Origin of the sequence: Haemophilus haemolyticus (genome assembly GCF_001008275.1) — a bacterium.
GTDB lineage: Bacteria > Pseudomonadota > Gammaproteobacteria > Enterobacterales > Pasteurellaceae > Haemophilus > Haemophilus haemolyticus_P.
Window position 1 is genome coordinate 20980 of record NZ_LCTH01000017.1, and the last position, 18259, is coordinate 39238.

The window sequence follows — 18259 nt, forward strand, 5'->3', positions numbered from 1 at the left end:
ATGAAATTAAAATCGCTTTCCTTAGCATTATTGGTGTTGCCTTTTGCTGTGCCCGCATTGGCGGATAATCCTCAAAGTGCGGTGCAAAATAATATTGTTTCTTTTAATGCTGAAGTTGAAAAAGAAGTTTCACGAGATTTGTTACAAATTACGCTTTTTTATCAGGCAGAAGGCACCTCACTTTCAACCTTAAATAAAACTATCAATGAGAAATTAAGCAAAGCGCTTTCTATCGCGAAAAACGAAAGTGCGGTGGAAATTAAAGATCATTTTCGTCATACCAGTGTGCGTTATAACAATCAAGGCAAGCAATCTGGCTGGATTGATCGTGTAGAACTTGTATTAGAAAGCAAAGATTTCCAAGCCATCTCCAAAGTGATCAGCGAGCTTGATGGTGTTATGGCGGTGGAAAGTACGAATGCACTTATTTCATCAGAAAAATTAATGAGTTTAGAAAATGAATTAACTCAAGCTGCGTTGGATAAATTTAAAAGCAAAGCCACATTAATTCAAAATTCGTTGAATATGAAAGGCTATCAAATTTTAGATTTAGATGTCTCTTCCGTGAATGAACAAACCATGAGCCCACGACCTTATATGATGGCGATGGCAAAATCTGCCGATATGAGTGTGATAGATTCTTCTGGCGATGCTTATTTGGAAAATGGTAAAGAGAAAATAAAAGCACGCATTAGTGCGCGAATTGCATTGCGCGCGGAATAATTTTCGCTACAATGGTACGACTTTTTTTAACCGATTTTTTTTATAAGGAAAACATAATGAAAGTAGCAAAAAATGTAGTGGTGAGCATTGCTTACCAAGTTCGCACACAAGATGGCGTATTGGTAGATGAAGCTCCAGCGAATCAACCACTAGAATATTTACAAGGCCACAATAATTTAGTAATCGGTCTTGAAAAAGCGCTTGAAGGTAAAGAAGTAGGCGACAAATTTGAAGTACGTGTACAACCTGAAGAAGGTTACGGTGCATACAGCGAAAATATGGTTCAACGTGTACCAAAAGATGTATTCCAAGGTGTTGATGAACTTGAAGTTGGCATGCGTTTCTTAGCTGATACTGACATTGGTCCTGTTCCAGTGGTGATTACTGAAATCGATGGCGATGAAGTTGTGGTTGATGGAAATCACATGTTAGCGGGGCAAGAATTACACTTTACCGTTGAAGTTGTCGCAACCCGTGAAGCAACGTTAGAAGAAATCGCACACGGCCACGTTCACGGTGCGCATAGCCACCACCATGATGATGACGAAGAAGGTCACGGTTGTGGCTGTGGTGGTCATAACCACCATCACGACCATGATCACGATCACAGCGGATGTTGCGGCGGTGGTCACGGACACGGACATGGTCACGGCAGCTGTGGCTGCGGCGGTCATTAATTAAAAACAGCCAAAAACATTACCGCACTTTAGCAATGAAGTGCGGTATTTTTTTATTAAAAAACTGACAAAATGCGCTGAAAATATTGGATCCTAACGAACTTCTCGGTAGACTATAGCGCAATTTACTTAGAAAATTTTAGCCCCTTAAAATGAAGAAAAAATCGCTAAAACTCACCGCACTTTTTTTGGCATTAAGTTGCTTTCCTGCACTTGCGGAACAAACTGTTAATATTGAAGTTCAAGGCATCCGTGGTTTCCGTGCTGTTCGTAATACGGATCTTAATGTTCATCTGATTAACAAAGAAGAAATGGATGGGTCTGAACGCTATCAACATTTAGTCACTCAAGCTGTGGATCGTGGTTTGCGTGTGTTTGGTTATTATGAATCTTCCGTGCGTTTTGAACGAAAACAGCGTCAAGGCAAACGCGATTTGTTGATTGCTCATGTTACACCTGGCGAGCCAACAAAAATTGCGGGCACTGATGTGCAAATTGAAGGGGAAGCCGCACAAGATGAAAATTTTGATGCGCTACGTAAAAAATTACCTAAAGAAGGGGTGTTAGTCGAACACCAAACTTACGATGATTACAAAACAGCGATCTCACGTTTAGCATTAAATCGTGGATATTTTGATGGGGAATTCAAAATTTCACGTTTAGAAATCAGCCCTGAAACCCATCAAGCATGGTGGCGAATGTTATTTGATAGTGGTGTCCGTTATCATTATGGCAATATTACTTTTAGCCATTCACAAATTCGTGATGATTACTTAAATAATATTCTTAACATCAAATCTGGTGATCCGTATTTAATGAATAACTTATCGGATTTAACCAGCGATTTTTCGTCTTCAAATTGGTTTAGTTCAGTATTAGTTCAACCTAATGTTAATCATAAAAGCAAAACTGTGGATGTGGAGATTATTCTTTATCCACGTAAAAAAAATGCGATGGAACTAGGGGTTGGCTTTGCAACTGATGGTGGCGTGCACACTCAAATTGGTTGGACAAAACCGTGGATTAATAGCCGTGGACATAGTTTCCGCACTAATCTTTATCTCTCTGCACCAAAACAAACTTTAGAGGCAACTTATCGAATGCCTCTACTTAAAAATCCATTAAATTATTACTATGATTACTCTGTCGGTTGGGAAGGTGAAAAAGAGAATGATACCAATACAAGAGCGCTTACGTTGTCCGCATTACGTTATTGGAACAACGCGCATGGCTGGCAATATTTTGGCGGACTTCGTGCACGATACGATAGTTTTACACAAGCCGATATAACCGATAAAACATTCCTTCTTTATCCAACGGTCGGATTTACTCGCACCCGATTACGTGGCGGTTCTTTTGCAACTTGGGGCGACGTACAAAAAATCACGTTTGATGTGGGTAACAAAGTTTGGTTATCGGAAGCGTCTTTCGTAAAAGTACAAGCCTCTAGCGCATGGATTCGTACTTATGCGGAAAATCACCGTATTGTTGCTCGTGCTGAAGTTGGGTATTTACATACAAAGGATATTGAAAAAATTCCGCCCGCACTTCGTTTCTTTGCTGGTGGCGATCGCAGTGTGCGCGGTTACGGCTATAAAAAAATTGCGCCTAAAAATAAAAACGGAAAATTGGTTGGTGGCTCACGATTACTTGCGGGTTCTTTAGAATATCAATATCAAGTTTATCCGAATTGGTGGGCGGCGACCTTCGCAGATAGCGGATTAGCAGCTAATGATTACACGACTAAAGAATTGCGTTATGGCGCAGGCATTGGTGTCCGTTGGGCATCACCAGTGGGCGCAATTAAATTTGATATTGCCACCCCGATTCGTGATAAAGATAACAGCAAAAATATTCAATTTTACATCGGACTTGGTACAGAAATTTAAGGTGAATTTATGACAGAACAAATACAACCATCAGAAACTTCACCAAAATCACCTGAGCAACCTAATAAAAAACATTGGGTACGCAAGGCTGTTTGTATCGGAAGTTCGGTCATTTTGGTGCCTGTTTTAGGTGTTGCTGGGGCACTTTCTTTCGATGCGGGGCAAAGAAGTTTAATTCAACTTGCCGATAAAATGCTTGATAGTTTTTCTGTTGAGCAAATTGAAGGCGGACTACAAAATGGCTTGGTGCTAAATAATGTTCGTTATCAAACCGCTGGGATTGATACTCATATTGCACAAGCACGTTTACAGCTTGATTTCGGTTGTTTGCTTTCACGTGAGGTTTGTTTACGCGATTTCACCCTAAATAAACCGACGATTGCAATTAATACAGCATTACTGCCTCCATCTACGCCTGATGATTCAACGTCTGACCCGATGAAGCGCATTGCCTTGCCAATTGGTATCAATGCAGAAAATTTGGTGGTGCAAGATTTATCTGTAAATATTGACCAGACTCATCTTACTCTCAGTCATTTTAAAAGTGCGGTAAGTTTAAATAATGAAAAAGGCTTAACTATTGCACCGACTGAAATTAACGATATTTCAGTTATTTCAAAAAAATTGCCTGAAGTTAAATCAGAGCTGAAAGCCGAACAGCCGAATAAGCCTGTAGATTGGGATGCGATTGAGCAATCTTTAACGCCTGCTTTTTTAGGCAATGTATCAGAAATAATTCTTCCTTTTGATTTACACATCCCCGCGATTAAAGGCAAAAATTGGCATTATCAAGCGGTGAATGAAAAAGGTGAAACACTTCAATCTATTGAAATCCCAAGCCTTATTGCACAGGCGGATACCGTCGATAACCAACTGCAATTACAAAAATTAGCGGTAGAAAGCTCATTGGGTAATCTTTATTCACAAGGTAAATTACAACTTGATGGCGATATGCCACTAGATTTAACTTTAAAATCCCATTTGGAGCCGTTGAAATCTGCTGGAAAAGAAATTCTGCCAGCGAGCGATGTCGATCTTACACTTTCGGGATCATTAAAAAAATCCACCGCACTTTCTTTAAAAACAAAAGGCGTATTAGATGCTGAACTGAATGGCGAAGTGCAATTAGCGCAAGACAAAATGCCCTTAAACCTCACATTAAATGTGGCAAAAGGACAATACGCTTTTGTAAACACGATGGCGCCACTCAAAATTAATGATGTGACACTTAAGCTCACAGGGGATTTACTGAATTATCATGCTGAACTTAAAGGTGGCGTAGATGGAATGGATTATATTCCTGCATCTCAAGTGGACCTTAATGCTGACGGCAAACTTTATGAAGTAACCGTTAATAAATTAGGGATAGCTTCGTTAGACGGTAAAAGTGAATTTGTGGGGACTGCAAACTGGAAAGAGGGCGCAAACTGGGATGTACAAGCCGATTTAGAAAAAATGAATATCGGTTTTTATGTACCGGTCATGCCTGCAACGCTATCTGGCAAATTGCATTCGCGTGGTTTTGCTGGCTCTCAAGGCTGGCAAGTGGAACTGCCAGTAGCTGATTTAAATGGAACACTGTCTTCAAAACCCATTAGTTTAAAAGGCTCTGCAACACTTAATCAAAATGTACTTCTAACAGTACCTGATTTGCAGGTTAGATATGGTGAAAATCATCTTAACGCAAGAGGGGTATTAGATGACCATTCTGATTTTGTATTAGATGTTGATGCACCGAATTTGCGTGGTTTATGGTCAGATTTAAGCGGTAATGTGAAAGGGCATGCGGCTATTTCTGGTCAGTTCACCAGCCCAAATCTTGATCTTGACTTAACCTCGTCTAATTTACACTTGCAAGGTTTCCAATTATTTAAAGCGAGCGCGAAAGGGAATATCAAAAGCGATCCTTTAGCTAAAGGACAATTCAATATTAAGGCGGAGCAACTTCATTATGGTGAAAGTGTTAAACTCCGTTTACTTGATCTCGCCTTATCTGGCGATGAACAAAATCATCTGTTAACGCTTAAATCCCAAGGTGAGCCTGTTGCTGCAAATTTACAAATTAACGGTCATTTTGACCGCACTTTGGAGCAGTGGAAAGGCACACTTTCCCAAGCAAAATTTGATACACCTATTGGCGATGTAAAATCTAACCAAGCTATTGCGGTGTCTTACGATCACAAACAAACACAAGCCAATATTGCCGCACATTGCTGGCAAAATACAGATGTAGAATTATGTTTCCCCCAAGCATTCAATGTGGGCAAGCAAGGGTATATTCCTTTCCAATTCAAACGTGTTAATTTAGATTTAGTGAATAAACTTATCGAACAAGATAGCCTCAAAGGAAACTTGCAATCCCAAGGTAACGTTGCTTGGTTTACGGATAAACCATTTCAATTTACCGCAAAAGTAGATGGTAATCACTTAGCTTTCTCTCAAAAATTGGATTACCGTACGTTTAAATTGGATATTCCCAAATTAACCCTTAACGCCGACATTCAAAATAATAATTTGGTTTTAAAAACAGACATCAATGTGCATAACCAAGGCAGGATTGTAGGTGATATTCATCTAAATGACCTGGCTAAAAATCGTCAACTTGGCGGAACTCTTGCAATAGAACGATTAAGCTTGTCTATCGCAAATCAGCTACTTACTAGTGGTGAATCAGTGAATGGTGAGGTTGTTTCGAAGTTGAGTTTCGGCGGGAATTTAGAGAAACCATTATTAAATGGCGACTTCAATATTCGCAATATTCGTACCAAATTAAAATCTATGCCAGTCAATATTACTGATGGCGATATTGCCGTACATTTCCACGGTAATAATTCCACCTTGCAGGGCAAAATTGAAACTAGTGATAACCGTTTGAATTTAACTGGCCGAGCAAACTGGGCAAATATTGAACATTGGACAACAGAATTAAATGCTCAGGCAAATAATTTCAACGTGGATATTCCTTCTATGGCGAAACTACGTTTCAGTCCAAATATCACGGTGAAAGCGAATCCTAAAGAATTGAATTTAAGCGGAACGGTGGATATTCCTTGGGCGCGAATTAGAATTGATAGCTTACCAGACACTGCTGAGCCAGTGAGCGAAGATGAAGTTATTTTAAATGGCCCTCATAAGAGCAAAGAAGAACTGATTAAACGTGAATTTGCGGCAAAAACAAAATCAGGCATGGATATTCGTTCTGATTTACGCATCAATATTGGTAAAGACGTCAGCCTTGATGCCTATGGCTTAAAAACCAATCTTGATGGTTTACTTTCTGTGAAACAAGACAGGGGCAATTTAGGTTTATTCGGGCAAATTAATTTAACTAAAGGACGTTATGCATCTTTTGGACAAGATTTATTAATTCGAAAAGGACAAATTAACTTTTCTGGCCAACCGTCACAACCGATGTTAAACATTGAAGCAATTCGTAATCCAGAGGCAATGGAAGACAGCAAAATTACAGCTGGTGTTAGAGTAATAGGTACGGCAGATAGACCTGATGTCACCATCTTTAGCGAACCAAGTAAACCACAAGATCAAGCACTTTCCTATTTGTTAACGGGTCGTTCATTAGAAAATAGTGGTGAGGCGGGCTCTAGTGGATCCGTGGGGGCTGCATTACTTGGCCTAGGACTTTCAAAGAGCGGTAAATTAGTGGGAAGTATTGGCGAGGCTTTTGGTATCCAAGATTTAAACCTTGGCACATCGGGTGTGGGTGATAAATCCAAAGTGACCGTCAGCGGAAATCTCACCAACCGCTTACAAATAAAATATGGTGTAGGCTTATTTGATGGCTTGGCAGAAGTAACCTTACGTTACCGCTTAATGCCACAACTTTATTTTCAATCCGTTTCTAGTACAAACCAGGTGTTTGACTTACTTTATCAATTTGAATTTTAGGAATTTTATGAATCACCCTATTTTAGAACCCCAGCACCGCAGCGATGTACGTGAAATCGCGGCGATTGATCTCGGGTCAAACAGCTTCCACATGATTGTTGCGCGTATTGTGAACGGCTCAATCCAAGTACTTTCTCGCTTAAAACAAAAAGTTAAACTCGCGGAAGGCTTAGATGAAAATGCGGTGCTTAATCAAGAGGCTATCACGCGTGGTGTAAATTGTTTAGCCTTATTTGCCGAACGTTTACAAGGATTTCCTGTTGAAAATGTCAATGTGGTTGGTACTTATACGTTACGAAGAGCGGTGAATAATGACGAATTTTTACGTCAAGCAGCCAAAGTTTTCCCCTATCCCATTAATATTATTAGTGGGCAAACTGAAGCTAAAACCATCTACGCAGGTGTATGCCACACGCAACCAGAAAAAGGCCGTAAGCTTGTTGTGGATATTGGTGGTGGCTCGACAGAAATGATTATCGGCGATGATTTCACGCCGCTTGTGGCTGAAAGCCGCCATATGGGGTGCGTGAGTTTTGCGACTCAATTTTTTACCGATGGTGTCATTTCTCCAGAAAACTTTCAACGCGCGCGCCAAAGTGCGGTAAATAAAATCGAAGATTTAGGATTTGAATATCGCAAATTAGGTTGGCAATCTGTGCTCGGATCATCGGGGACGATTAAAACTGTTGCACAAGTCATTGCGACTAATCTTGATCCAAATGGAACCATTACAGCCGAGCGATTAAATGCTCTAATTGAACAAACACTACAAGCCAAGCATTTTACTGAGCTAAATATTAACGGTTTAAACCAAGACCGCGTAGATGTTTTTGTACCCGGTTTAGCGATTTTAAGTGCGGTGTTTGAAGTTTTTCATATTCAACAAATGCGCTATTCTGACGGTGCATTGCGCGAAGGCGTCATTTATAGCCTAGAGAAAAACTTCCAAGTAGCAGATATTCGAGCGCGCACAGCTTGGGGGTTAAGCGAGCAATTCAATATTGACCAAGCCCAAGCCCACCGCGTTGCGGATAGTGCTAATTTACTCAGTGCGCAATATCAAGATTGGCAATCGACAGAATTTATTGAAGAAATGCGCGAAATCCTACTTTGGGCAGCGCGCTTGCATGAAGTTGGCATTGTGATTAATCACAAAGGTTTACAAAAACATTCGGCTTATATCTTACAAAATATGGAACTGCCTGGGTTTGATCGTGAACAGCAACGTTTGCTTACCGCGTTAGTGCGTTGGCATATTGGCACGATTAAACCTGCTGAATTTTTTAAATTTGCACGTTATAGCGAGCAAGATGTGATGGCTTTAATGCGATTGCTTCGTCTTGCGGTTATTCTCAATAAATCCCGTCAAGCAACAGAAACAGCAAAAAATTTCACCCTTGAAACGCACCGCACTTTGAATGATTGGACATTGAATTTTGAAAGCGGATATTTAGATCGTAACCCGTTAATTTGGAATGAATTGCGAGCAGAAAGCAATCTTATGAAAGAGTTTGAAAGCAGTTTAGTTTTTTATTAATCATCTTTCTGCTCAATATTTATGGGAGAAAAATTTAGGGCAAGCTAAATACTTGCCCTATTTTTATAATTTGACGGTCTGAAATAACGCTTTTATTTCATCCAATGATAATAATCTAAATGAGCCATTTTCTAATCCATTAATAGATAATGAGCCCATACTTACTCTCACCAATCGTAAGGTGGGGAAACCAATATGCGCAGTCATTCTTCGCACTTGACGGTTACGCCCTTCACTAATTTTAATTTCCAACCAGCTTGTGGGAATATTTTTCCGTTCTCGGATAGGTGGGTTGCGTTCCCATAAATTTGGCTCTGAAATTAACCGCACTTGAGCGGGTTTTGTCATGCCATCTTTGAGTTCAACGCCTTTTCTGAGTTGTGCTAAATCGGTTTCTTCAGGGATGCCTTCCACTTGCACCCAATAGGTTTTTTCTGTTTTAAATTTGGGATCGGCCAAACGATGTTGTAATTCGCCATTATTAGTTAAAATCAATAATCCTTCACTGTCTCTATCTAATCGACCTGCCGCATAAACATTTGGAATTGAGATAAAATCTTTTAAGGTAGCGCGCCCTTGTTCGTCGGTAAATTGCGTGAGCACATCAAAAGGTTTATTGAATAACACAACTTTGGTTTCATCCAACGACAGCGTTTTAGGTTTTGATTTAGGCTTAAAAGTGCGGTGAAAATTAACCGCACTTTTTCCTTTAGACGGCAATTTTCCTGCCGAAAAATTTTTCTTCATTGAATTAGATTTCTATTTTGAAAGACTTGCAACATCATAGCAAAACTTCAAGCTGTAGTAATGATAATTACCTGAGTTAATCTAAAAAACTAAAAAGGCTAAGCCAGTAAAACTGAGCTTAGCCCCCAAACTAAATTTTTAGAATTGATATTTAAACCGATTTTTTAATGGAAAATTATTTGCCATCCCAAGCTTGTACTGCATCTAAACGAGCTTTAATTTTGCCTTTGGTATCTTTTTTGAAGTAGCTATCAGCTAAGCCACCTTCCCAGCCACCGTAGTTTGCGTTAGGCAACATGATGAAGGTTTTACCAAATTTGCCTTGGTTTTGATCAACGAATGCACGGCGGTCAGCGTTTAATTTGCCATATACGGTATCACCGAAGTCATCTAAGTTATCGCCTACATAAAGTACGATTTCATAGCCTTGTTTTTCAATTTCTGCAAAACGAGCTGCTTTAGCTGATTTGTCTTTTTTCAAATAAAATGCAGATTCTTCCACGCCATTGAAACCTAAGCGTTTCATATCATCGATAGTGCCTGCTTTTTCAGAACTATCTTTGCGGTTTGTTACGTAGAACATTTTACCTTTGTGGCTGTTTACGTAATTGTTAAATTCTACCGCACCCGGAACGGCACGAGATTGACGCGCGTCTACCCAACGAGTCCAATCTTTACCATCGAATGGTTTGTTATTTTGAACTTGCCAGCCAGCATAAGGGCTGTTATCTAACATGGTTTCATCTAAATCAACCACTACCGCTTTTTTCTTACCTTTTGCCACTTTTGCGTGATCAAATGCTACTTTTGCCGCATTGTAGGCTTGATAAGCTAATGCTTTATATTCACCGGAATCTTGCATCCAGTTTAAGCCAAGAACAGCTTGTTGTTGTAATTGCATATTTGCGTGTTCTTCGGACTTCATTTTGTGTGCGCCACAGCCAGATAAAACAAGAGCAGAAAGTGCTGCAAGTGCGGTCATTTTTAACGTTGTTTTCATGTTATATTCCTTTTAACTTTAGGGTTAGTAAAAACGGGGAGAGTATAGCAAGCCTTTTTATTTTTTGGGGCGATTTCTTGGTAATTCTATTAAATTTGTGATGTTCGTCACATTTTTAACGAGAGATTTAGATGTAAAACTTACCGCACTTTCTTTTTATCCTATCGCCTTTCCCCCCTTTTCACGGTAAACTAACCGCAATTTTATTCATCACCAACATTTTTATGCGACTTCTTATTCTCATTCTTTTTGCCGTATTAGCTTTGTTCCAATATGACTTATGGTTTGGCCGTAATGGTTTCTTCGATTACCGCGACACTGCCGCAAAGATTGTAGAAAACCAAGCGGAAAATGAAAAACTGTCTCAACGCAACCAACGTATTAATGCGGAGATTCAAGGACTCACCAAAGGCTTTGAGGCTATTGAAGAACGTGCGCGAATGCAACATGGCATGGTGAAAGAAAACGAAGTGTTTTATCACATTGTGAAAGAGAATAAATAATGGCTCGTTCAATTATTGCAGTATTGCCCGCAGCTGGTGTGGGCTCGCGAATGCAAGCGGATAAACCTAAACAATATTTAACGCTGCTTGGAAAAACACTGCTCGAACACACACTTGATGTTATGCTTTCTCATCCTGCCGTCTCTAAAATTATTTTGGCAGTGAGCAAAGATGATCCTTATATTGATAAGCTATCACTCCCTAGTAAAATTCAGCTAGTAGAAGGTGGCGTAACACGAGCTGAATCCGTATTAAATGGTTTAAACGCGATTGAGGAAAAAGATGCATGGGTGCTTGTTCATGATGCTGCGCGTCCTTGTTTACAACACGCCGACATTGATAAATTGCTAGCCATTGAAGATGAACATGGTGCTATTTTGGCAATTCCAGCGACGGATACGATTAAACGAGCGGATAATCAGCAATGTATTGTGAAAACAGAAGATCGTCGTCAGCTTTGGCAAGCGATGACACCACAGTTTTTCCCAGTAGATATATTAAGAAATGCGCTTTCCACAGGGATTCAACAAGGTGCAAATATAACGGATGAAGCATCGGCAATGGAACTCACAGGATTTCAACCGCACTTGGTAGCCGGGCGTAGCGATAATTTAAAAGTGACTCGTCCAGAAGATTTAGCATTAGCAGAATTTTATTTAACAAGGAATAAATTATGATCAGAATTGGACACGGTTTTGATGTTCATGCGTTTGGTGAAGATCGCCCATTAATTATTGGCGGCGTAGAAGTGCCTTATCATACTGGGTTTATTGCGCACTCTGATGGTGATGTGGCATTACATGCCTTAACTGATGCTATTTTGGGTGCCGCGGCTTTAGGGGATATAGGAAAGCTTTTCCCTGATACCGATATGCAATATAAAAATGCTGATAGTCGTGGGCTATTGCGTGAAGCATTTCGTCAAGTGCAAGAAAAGGGATATGAAATAGGCAATGTCGATGTCACCATCATTGCACAAGCACCTAAAATGCGTCCACATATTGATGCTATGCGTGCCAAAATAGCTGAAGACCTACAATGCGATATTGAGCAAGTCAATGTGAAAGCAACGACTACTGAAAAACTAGGCTTTACAGGAAGACAAGAAGGAATTGCTTGTGAAGCCGTTGCCCTTTTAATCCGACAATAATTGTTTATTCTTAAAAGTGCGGTGAAATTTTTAAAAGAATTTCACCGCATTTTTATTTTTGTGATCTAGATCACAGTTTTAACCTAGGAAAAGGCATACCATATTCTTGTACAGTGAGTTTGTAGCTGATAACACAGACTATAAATGAAAAGATTTAGGCGCAAGAATGGATGTTTGTGCCATTTGGCATTGCGCTGTGCACTTTGCCTATTGGGTTTGGCGGGCTGTTGTCTGACATTCCCGATTGTCCCTAATCAGTGAAATGGCAGCGGTGATAATTCACCCTTGTTATTATAAGTGGCCATTGGTGAGAGGAAACGTCCATTTATGGACGAGGGAGCAATGGACGGCTTCAGTTCGCCTTTTTGCTCACCAACCTTGTTGTTAGGTGCTATGTTGTTAGTTGACGTTGACTAATGGAATATCTACGTTAAAACGTACATATTCCATTAGTTAAGCTATTTAGCGTGCTTAATTTTCTAAAAGTCTTAAGAATCTTATAACTAAATCAACCGTCCTTATTTATACATTTAACCAAAATGTAACTGGGCCATCGTTTGTTAAACTCACTTGCATATCCGCTGCAAATTGCCCAGTTGAAACAGGTAATTTCTCACCGCACTTTTGGATAAAGTATTCATATAATTCATTAGCCAATGCTGGGGGTGCACCTCTTGAAAAGCTTGGACGCAAACCTTTTTGCGTATCCGCCGCTAATGTAAATTGTGAAACAATAAGTAATTCCCCTTGTGCTTGTTGAACATTTAAATTCATTTTGTCATTTTCATCACTGAAAATTCGATAATTAAGCACTTTTTCAGCAAGTTTATCCGCTTTCTCTTGGTTATCTTCTTTTTCTACACCAAGCAAAACCAGTAAACCTTTGCCAATTTGTCCTATTGTTTCACCGTTTACATCAACTTTTGCCTGAGTGACACGCTGGATTAAGGCAATCATTTTAATCCCTCAATAAAGAACGGTAACCATGCTTCAGCATAGCCTTCTTGATCATCCACGTTTAAAACGTCAATTTTTAAAGTCTCGCAAATTTTTACCGCACTTTTTTCTTGAAGCACTTGCTCCACTTTATCCGCTGCATAGCAAAAAGTATCGTAATCAGAATTACCTAATCCAACGACAGCAAAGCGAACATCTGAAAAATCGCTTTGACTTTTAGCTAATTCATCAAATAGAGGTTTTAAATTATCTGGCAACTCGCCTGCACCATGAGTTGAAGTCACAACAAGCCAAATTTTCTCGTTTTCAATGTCGGATAAATTGGGACCGTGAAAAAGAGCGGTAGAAAAACCTTGAGTTTCTAAAACATCGTTTAAATGTTCGGCAACATATTCTGCGCTACCTAAAGTGCTGCCAGAGAGAATGCAAATGTGCATTTGATTATCCTGTATTTATTTTTCTTCCCTAACACAGGGAAAAGTAAAAAGAATATTTTTGAAATAATTAAAATAAAAAGGCTTAGATTTTCTAAGCCTTTTATTACGATTAAACGTTATCGAATTTGCCAAGCAATGAACGAATATGTTCTTGCCAGTTGCGGTGTTCGTTTTTCAGTTGTTCGTTTTCAGTTTGTAAACTTTCGATATTTCTGTGAGATTCTGCATTTTTCTCTTTTAATTCTTCAACTTCTAATTGAAGTAATTGGATAGTTTCTACCGCTTGTTTAATTTTTTCTTCAAGCTGGTTCAAAATTTCTAAAGACATAATGATTTCCTTTTAAATATGGGTAAGTTTGAGAGTATTTTACCCAGTAAATTTGCCTTTTTAAAGCGTTGGAGAAAAAATTATTATGCAAACGATTACGTAGTGATAGAATAAGGCCATTTTGCCATGATCTAGAAACGTAAGCAGAAGGAGAATAATGATGAATCGTGCATTGGCTATTGAATTTTCACGTGTGACTGAGGCAGCAGCATTAGCGGCTCATATGTGGCTTGGTCGAGGGGATAAAAATGCAGCTGACGATGCAGCAGTGAAAGCCATGCGTTATATGCTGAATTTAATTCATATGGATGCTGAAATCGTTATTGGTGAAGGCGAAATTGATGAAGCACCAATGCTTTATATTGGCGAAAAAGTCGGCTCTGGCATGGGAGAACTGGTTTCTATCGCTGTTGATCCTATTGATGGCACGCGTATGACCGCAATGGGTCAGTCTAATGCTATTTCTGTCTTGGCTGCCGGCGGTAGAAATACCTTTTTAAAAGCACCAGATATGTATATGGAAAAATTGGTGGTTGGTCCCGATGTTAAAGGTATGATTGATTTAACTTTACCTCTAGAACAAAATCTTCGCCGTGTCGCATCTAAGCTAGGAAAATCCCTTTCTGATCTCACCGTAATGGTATTGGCAAAACCACGCCATGATGCGGTAATAAAACAAATGCATAGCTTGGGCGTGAGAGTGATGGCAATCCCTGATGGTGATGTAGCTGGTTCCGTATTGTGCTGTTTGCCTGATGCCGAAGTCGATCTTCTTTACGGAATCGGGGGCGCACCAGAAGGTGTGGCTGCTGCCGCTGCAATTCGCGCATTAGGTGGCGATATGCAAGCTCGTTTACTTCCTCGTAACGAAGTAAAAGGTGATACCGAAGAAAATAAAAAAATTGCTGCCGATGAAATTCAGCGTTGTGAAGCATTAGGCGTAAAAATCAATGAAGTGTTAAAACTTGAAGATCTTGTGCGTGATGACAATCTAGTATTTACCGCAACGGGTATCACCAATGGCGATTTGCTTAAAGGTATCTCTCGAAAAGGAAATTTAGCCAGCACTGAAACAATTTTAATTCGTGGAAAATCCCGCACAATTCGTAAAATCCAATCCATCCATTATCTAGATCGTAAAGATTCTGAAATTTATAAGATTTTGAATATTTAGTTTGGGCAAACAAAAGTGCGGTGAATTTTCACCGCACTTTTAAGAGGTATGTTTAGCAAGATACTACCAGCTATAATGATAAATCGCTTGAATTGCATAAGGTTTGTCGAAGTTTTTACCGTCAGCACGGCTTACTTCTAAACCAAAACGATGATTTGCAAATCCCGCATTTAAACCGACCGCACTTTCAAAACGTCCACGGATGCTTGCGACATCAAGTGCACTGTTTGTGTAATGAATTTTGCTACTACGGTTTTTGCTGGTAATCGCATTGACTTCTGCATAAGGCTGTAAATTCCAACCATTACTTAATGCAAAGCCTTTGGCTACACGTAAACCAATTCGAGAATAAACAGAAGATAAGCTATCTTCATTCTCTTGTGATGAAATACGTGTCCACGCTAATTGTGCTTGCGGAGTGATTGTCCAATCGTTCACAAGGCTAAAACGTTTGCCTAACTCACTTGAGATAGTATAAGCATTGTAATGACGTTTTTCAGTGTGATTTGAGTTAGCGTGTAAACGGCTGTATTTCACGATGTTATCTACATAAATACCGTTATCTGCAAGGTAAGCTGCATATAAGCCCACGCTATTGCTTCTTACTTTGCCATCACCGTAATAACCATTGAAATCAACGTTAGCTTGGCTACGGCCCACAAATCCACCGATACGAAGATTATCTGTTACAGCAGCATCAGCGCCCACTTGTAAGCTATGTACGTTTTGTTTAAAGCCAGAAGTTTCACTCTTACCTGTCGAAAGTGCGGCTAATTTTTGGCGAGAATTCACATTACGAACCCATACATTACCTTTTTCACCGTTTTTCACTTCACCTAGACGTTGATGAATGCCACTTAAATCATCTTCCACTAAAAGCAATTGTGCTTGGCGAAGAGAAACTTGTGCATTTGCTAAGTCTGAAAGTAATGGTGTACTTGGTAGAACTGGAGCTGCAGATGGTACTACCGGATTACTTGGAGTCACCACAGGATTACTTGGAGTCACCACAGGATTACTTGGAGTCACTACAGGATTACTTGGAGTCACTACAGGATTACTTGGAGTCACTACAGGGTTGCTTGGAGTCATCACTGGATTACTTGGCGTCACCACAGGATTGCTTGGAGTTACCACAGGGTTGCTTGGAGTCACCACAGGGTTGCTTGGAGTTACCACAGAATTACTTGGTGTAACTACATTTTTAGAGTTCGCTAATACCCAATTATTTCCCTCTTTTGTTAGGAAGTATTGATAAGCACCTAAATCTACTCGATTATTCGCATTAGTTAAGTTAAATGCCGCATTACCACCATTGGTTTCTACAAGAGTTACTTTACCGTCAGCAACATTCTCGCCTTGGTTCGTTACCCCAATTTTGTGTGAACCTTCTGCGGTGCCCTGAACAATGATTTTATTTGCATTGTTATTGGCAATATTTGTGTAAAGATTAAATGTTCCAGAGCCAGTAAGATTTCCCGTGATAGTTAATACAGCATAAGGCTCTTTGGTGCTAGTTAAGGAAACGGCTGAATTATTTAAATGCAAGTCAGTTAATTCTGAGTTATCAACTAAATCCCATGTAGAATTGTTAGTGAGGTTTAATGTAACAGGCGTTTTATTTTTGTTGTCGTATTGTTTTACCACACCATTCAACTGAGAGTTATCTGCATTCAAAATAAATCTCGGTGAACTTGTCTTTTCACCTTCAGCTAAGTCTGTATCTGCTAGTTCAGGCATATTTAACCCTACAAGCACTTTTGCATCAGGTACTTTAGTATTTTTTAGATTAACGGTAGTTGAGCTGTAATTATTTGTGTCATCTCAAGAATCTTGTCTATTGGTAAAAATAACCACATCTCCAGTGTTATTTTCAATGTTAGAATTTGTAATGTTGGTTACGCCACCATCAAGTACAAAACCTAAACCTTTACTTTGACCTTTCGCTTCAATTGTGAGCAAGCTGTCTTCAATATTTAATGTAGTATTCTCAGATGCGTATGCAATAGTAGTTGATTTATCGATACCTTCTGGCTGTAGCGTGATATCTAAATTTTTGATATGTAATGTTGAGTTTTCGGCATCTATAGCAGTGCTGTTATATCCCCCCAGAAAAATAGAAGAGTTGGTAATATTTGCTGTAGATTTATCAAATAGTTGGTACCCTATGCTCTCTTTAGCTGAACTAACAATACTAACTGCATCAATATCAATAGTACTATTACGCTGAAGTTCAAATGCTGAATTTCCTAAAACAGGCTTTCCATCTACATCAACTGTAGAAAGCCCCTCAGATAAATTGATATTACCGAAGTGAAATTTAAGGTTTGAATCTCTTAAATTAAAAACAGAACTTTCAGGAAAAGCTTTCGATAATGTGAAAGTGCTATTAGGTTTGATTTCTAATGAGGTAGCTCCATTAGAAAATTGAGGATCGAGGAAAATTAATGATTCTGTTGGATAATCCTTATTATTTAAACCATTTTTCATTCTAAAAGATACATGGGCTAGATTATTTTTATTTGTTAAATCATAGCCATAATCTGAATAAAAATTCATATTTTTTACTTCAGAGTCAGTTCTTTCTGGATTCTTATATACGGTACCTTCATATAGTTTATAATCAATAGCCCATGCCGAATTAACTAATCCTAACGCCACAGCTACCAAACTCACTTTAAAAGTGCGGTTAAGAACTTTATTATTTTTCATATTAATTCCTTTGGATTATAAAAAAAGCCAACTTATTGAAAAAGTTGGCTTGAATTTTACTGGTTTAATAATTAACCTGCAACTGCGATATGTTTCATATCAGTCATATAACCACGTAATTCTTGACCGATTAATTCAACAGGATGGTTACGAATCGCATCGTTTACATCGCAATAGCATAAATAGGCTAATTCCTCATAAACTATCAGGACAAATTTATGAAGCCTCACTATGCTAAAATGCCTCCTCCACCTAAAACGGAAGAAAACCGCTTACGTTTGAGAATTTTACAGCTTAAACCTATCGTCGAATCTGGACAGAAAATAGCATCATTCAAAATATGTCTAGAAAAGGGAATTACTAGAACAATGCCGCAATGGAAAGTTTCTTTGGGCAATTAAAAACGGAAGGTTTTTATGGTCGGAAATTCAACAGCATAGGAGAGGTAGTTGATGCAGTCAGAGATCATTTGGATTACTATAGTCATCGATGGATTCAACTAAAATTAAAAGGACTGAA

General features: G+C 39.1%; 17 protein-coding genes and 1 pseudogene. 10 read left to right on the forward strand and 8 right to left on the reverse strand.

The window, feature by feature from the left end; all coding sequences use genetic code 11:
• From AAX15_RS02225 to ppx, 5 genes are all read left to right on the forward strand, one after another.
• Positions 1 to 723: an SIMPL domain-containing protein gene (locus AAX15_RS02225; protein WP_046938931.1), complete on the forward strand. Its 723-nt coding sequence runs from the start codon at positions 1 to 3 to the stop codon at positions 721 to 723.
• Between the two features lie 56 nt (positions 724 to 779).
• Complete coding sequence (slyD, locus tag AAX15_RS02230) at positions 780 to 1400, forward strand: peptidylprolyl isomerase (RefSeq protein WP_046938932.1); 621 nt, start codon at positions 780 to 782, stop codon at positions 1398 to 1400.
• Between the two features lie 152 nt (positions 1401 to 1552).
• Positions 1553 to 3289: an autotransporter assembly complex protein TamA gene (tamA, locus tag AAX15_RS02235; protein WP_046938933.1), complete on the forward strand. Its 1737-nt coding sequence runs from the start codon at positions 1553 to 1555 to the stop codon at positions 3287 to 3289.
• A 9-nt stretch (positions 3290 to 3298) separates the two neighbouring features.
• Positions 3299 to 7195 carry an autotransporter assembly complex protein TamB gene (gene tamB / locus AAX15_RS02240; protein WP_046938934.1) on the forward strand — a complete coding sequence of 1299 codons (3897 nt, stop codon included), beginning with the start codon at positions 3299 to 3301 and terminating at the stop codon, positions 7193 to 7195.
• 7 nt (positions 7196 to 7202) lie between these two features.
• Positions 7203 to 8732, forward strand: a complete 1530-nt coding sequence (gene ppx / locus AAX15_RS02245; RefSeq protein WP_046938935.1) for an exopolyphosphatase — start codon at positions 7203 to 7205, stop codon at positions 8730 to 8732.
• A gap of 63 nt (positions 8733 to 8795) precedes the next feature.
• On the opposite strand, the gene AAX15_RS02250 is transcribed toward ppx, so the two are convergent.
• Positions 8796 to 9479 (reverse strand): rRNA large subunit pseudouridine synthase E, encoded by a 684-nt coding sequence (locus AAX15_RS02250; RefSeq protein WP_046938936.1) that lies wholly within the window; start codon positions 9477 to 9479, stop codon positions 8796 to 8798.
• Between the two features lie 175 nt (positions 9480 to 9654).
• Positions 9655 to 10479, reverse strand: coding sequence for a lipoprotein e(P4) (gene hel / locus AAX15_RS02255; RefSeq protein WP_005638456.1), 825 nt, complete (start codon positions 10477 to 10479; stop codon positions 9655 to 9657).
• A 224-nt stretch (positions 10480 to 10703) separates the two neighbouring features.
• Here hel and ftsB point away from each other — a divergent pair, with 224 nt between their 5' ends.
• The 3 genes from ftsB to ispF are packed head-to-tail and all read left to right on the forward strand — an operon-like array spanning position 10704 to position 12132.
• Positions 10704 to 10982, forward strand: a complete 279-nt coding sequence (gene ftsB / locus AAX15_RS02260) for a cell division protein FtsB (RefSeq protein WP_005627159.1) — start codon at positions 10704 to 10706, stop codon at positions 10980 to 10982.
• Complete coding sequence (gene ispD, locus AAX15_RS02265) at positions 10982 to 11659, forward strand: 2-C-methyl-D-erythritol 4-phosphate cytidylyltransferase (protein ID WP_046938937.1); 678 nt, start codon at positions 10982 to 10984, stop codon at positions 11657 to 11659. Before ftsB ends, ispD begins: the two co-directional genes overlap by 1 nt.
• Positions 11656 to 12132 (forward strand): 2-C-methyl-D-erythritol 2,4-cyclodiphosphate synthase, encoded by a 477-nt coding sequence (gene ispF / locus AAX15_RS02270; protein ID WP_046938938.1) that lies wholly within the window; start codon positions 11656 to 11658, stop codon positions 12130 to 12132. Before ispD ends, ispF begins: the two co-directional genes overlap by 4 nt.
• A gap of 522 nt (positions 12133 to 12654) precedes the next feature.
• Here ispF and dtd read toward each other — a convergent pair.
• The 3 genes from dtd to AAX15_RS02285 all read right to left on the reverse strand — a co-directional run bounded on the left by dtd (position 12655) and on the right by AAX15_RS02285 (position 13854).
• Positions 12655 to 13089 (reverse strand): D-aminoacyl-tRNA deacylase, encoded by a 435-nt coding sequence (gene dtd, locus AAX15_RS02275; RefSeq protein ID WP_046938939.1) that lies wholly within the window; start codon positions 13087 to 13089, stop codon positions 12655 to 12657.
• Positions 13086 to 13526 carry an FMN-binding protein MioC gene (gene mioC / locus AAX15_RS02280; RefSeq protein ID WP_046938940.1) on the reverse strand — a complete coding sequence of 147 codons (441 nt, stop codon included), beginning with the start codon at positions 13524 to 13526 and terminating at the stop codon, positions 13086 to 13088. The genes dtd and mioC overlap by 4 nt, the downstream gene beginning before the upstream one ends.
• Before the next feature lie 109 nt (positions 13527 to 13635).
• A complete protein-coding gene (locus AAX15_RS02285) occupies positions 13636 to 13854 on the reverse strand; it encodes a cell division protein ZapB (RefSeq protein WP_005629924.1) in 219 nt (72 codons plus the stop codon).
• Between the two features lie 160 nt (positions 13855 to 14014).
• Here AAX15_RS02285 and glpX point away from each other — a divergent pair, with 160 nt between their 5' ends.
• The gene (glpX, locus tag AAX15_RS02290; protein ID WP_046938941.1) at positions 14015 to 15028 is read left to right on the forward strand and encodes a class II fructose-bisphosphatase; all 1014 of its coding nucleotides are present in this window, start codon (positions 14015 to 14017) and stop codon (positions 15026 to 15028) included.
• A gap of 63 nt (positions 15029 to 15091) precedes the next feature.
• Here glpX and AAX15_RS09230 read toward each other — a convergent pair whose 3' ends face one another.
• From AAX15_RS09230 to AAX15_RS09515, 3 genes and pseudogenes are all read right to left on the reverse strand, one after another.
• Complete coding sequence (locus AAX15_RS09230) at positions 15092 to 16768, reverse strand: autotransporter outer membrane beta-barrel domain-containing protein (RefSeq protein ID WP_080950401.1); 1677 nt, start codon at positions 16766 to 16768, stop codon at positions 15092 to 15094.
• An 84-nt stretch (positions 16769 to 16852) separates the two neighbouring features.
• Complete coding sequence (locus tag AAX15_RS02300) at positions 16853 to 17740, reverse strand: hypothetical protein (protein ID WP_046938942.1); 888 nt, start codon at positions 17738 to 17740, stop codon at positions 16853 to 16855.
• Positions 17741 to 17811: 71 nt separating this feature from the next.
• Positions 17812 to 17910 (reverse strand): annotated as a pseudogene (locus AAX15_RS09515) (ketol-acid reductoisomerase); the annotation flags it as partial.
• A 206-nt stretch (positions 17911 to 18116) separates the two neighbouring features.
• Here AAX15_RS09515 and AAX15_RS09705 point away from each other — a divergent pair.
• On the forward strand, positions 18117 to 18259 hold a 143-nt coding region (locus tag AAX15_RS09705), incomplete at its 3' end, for an IS3 family transposase (RefSeq protein ID WP_155397804.1).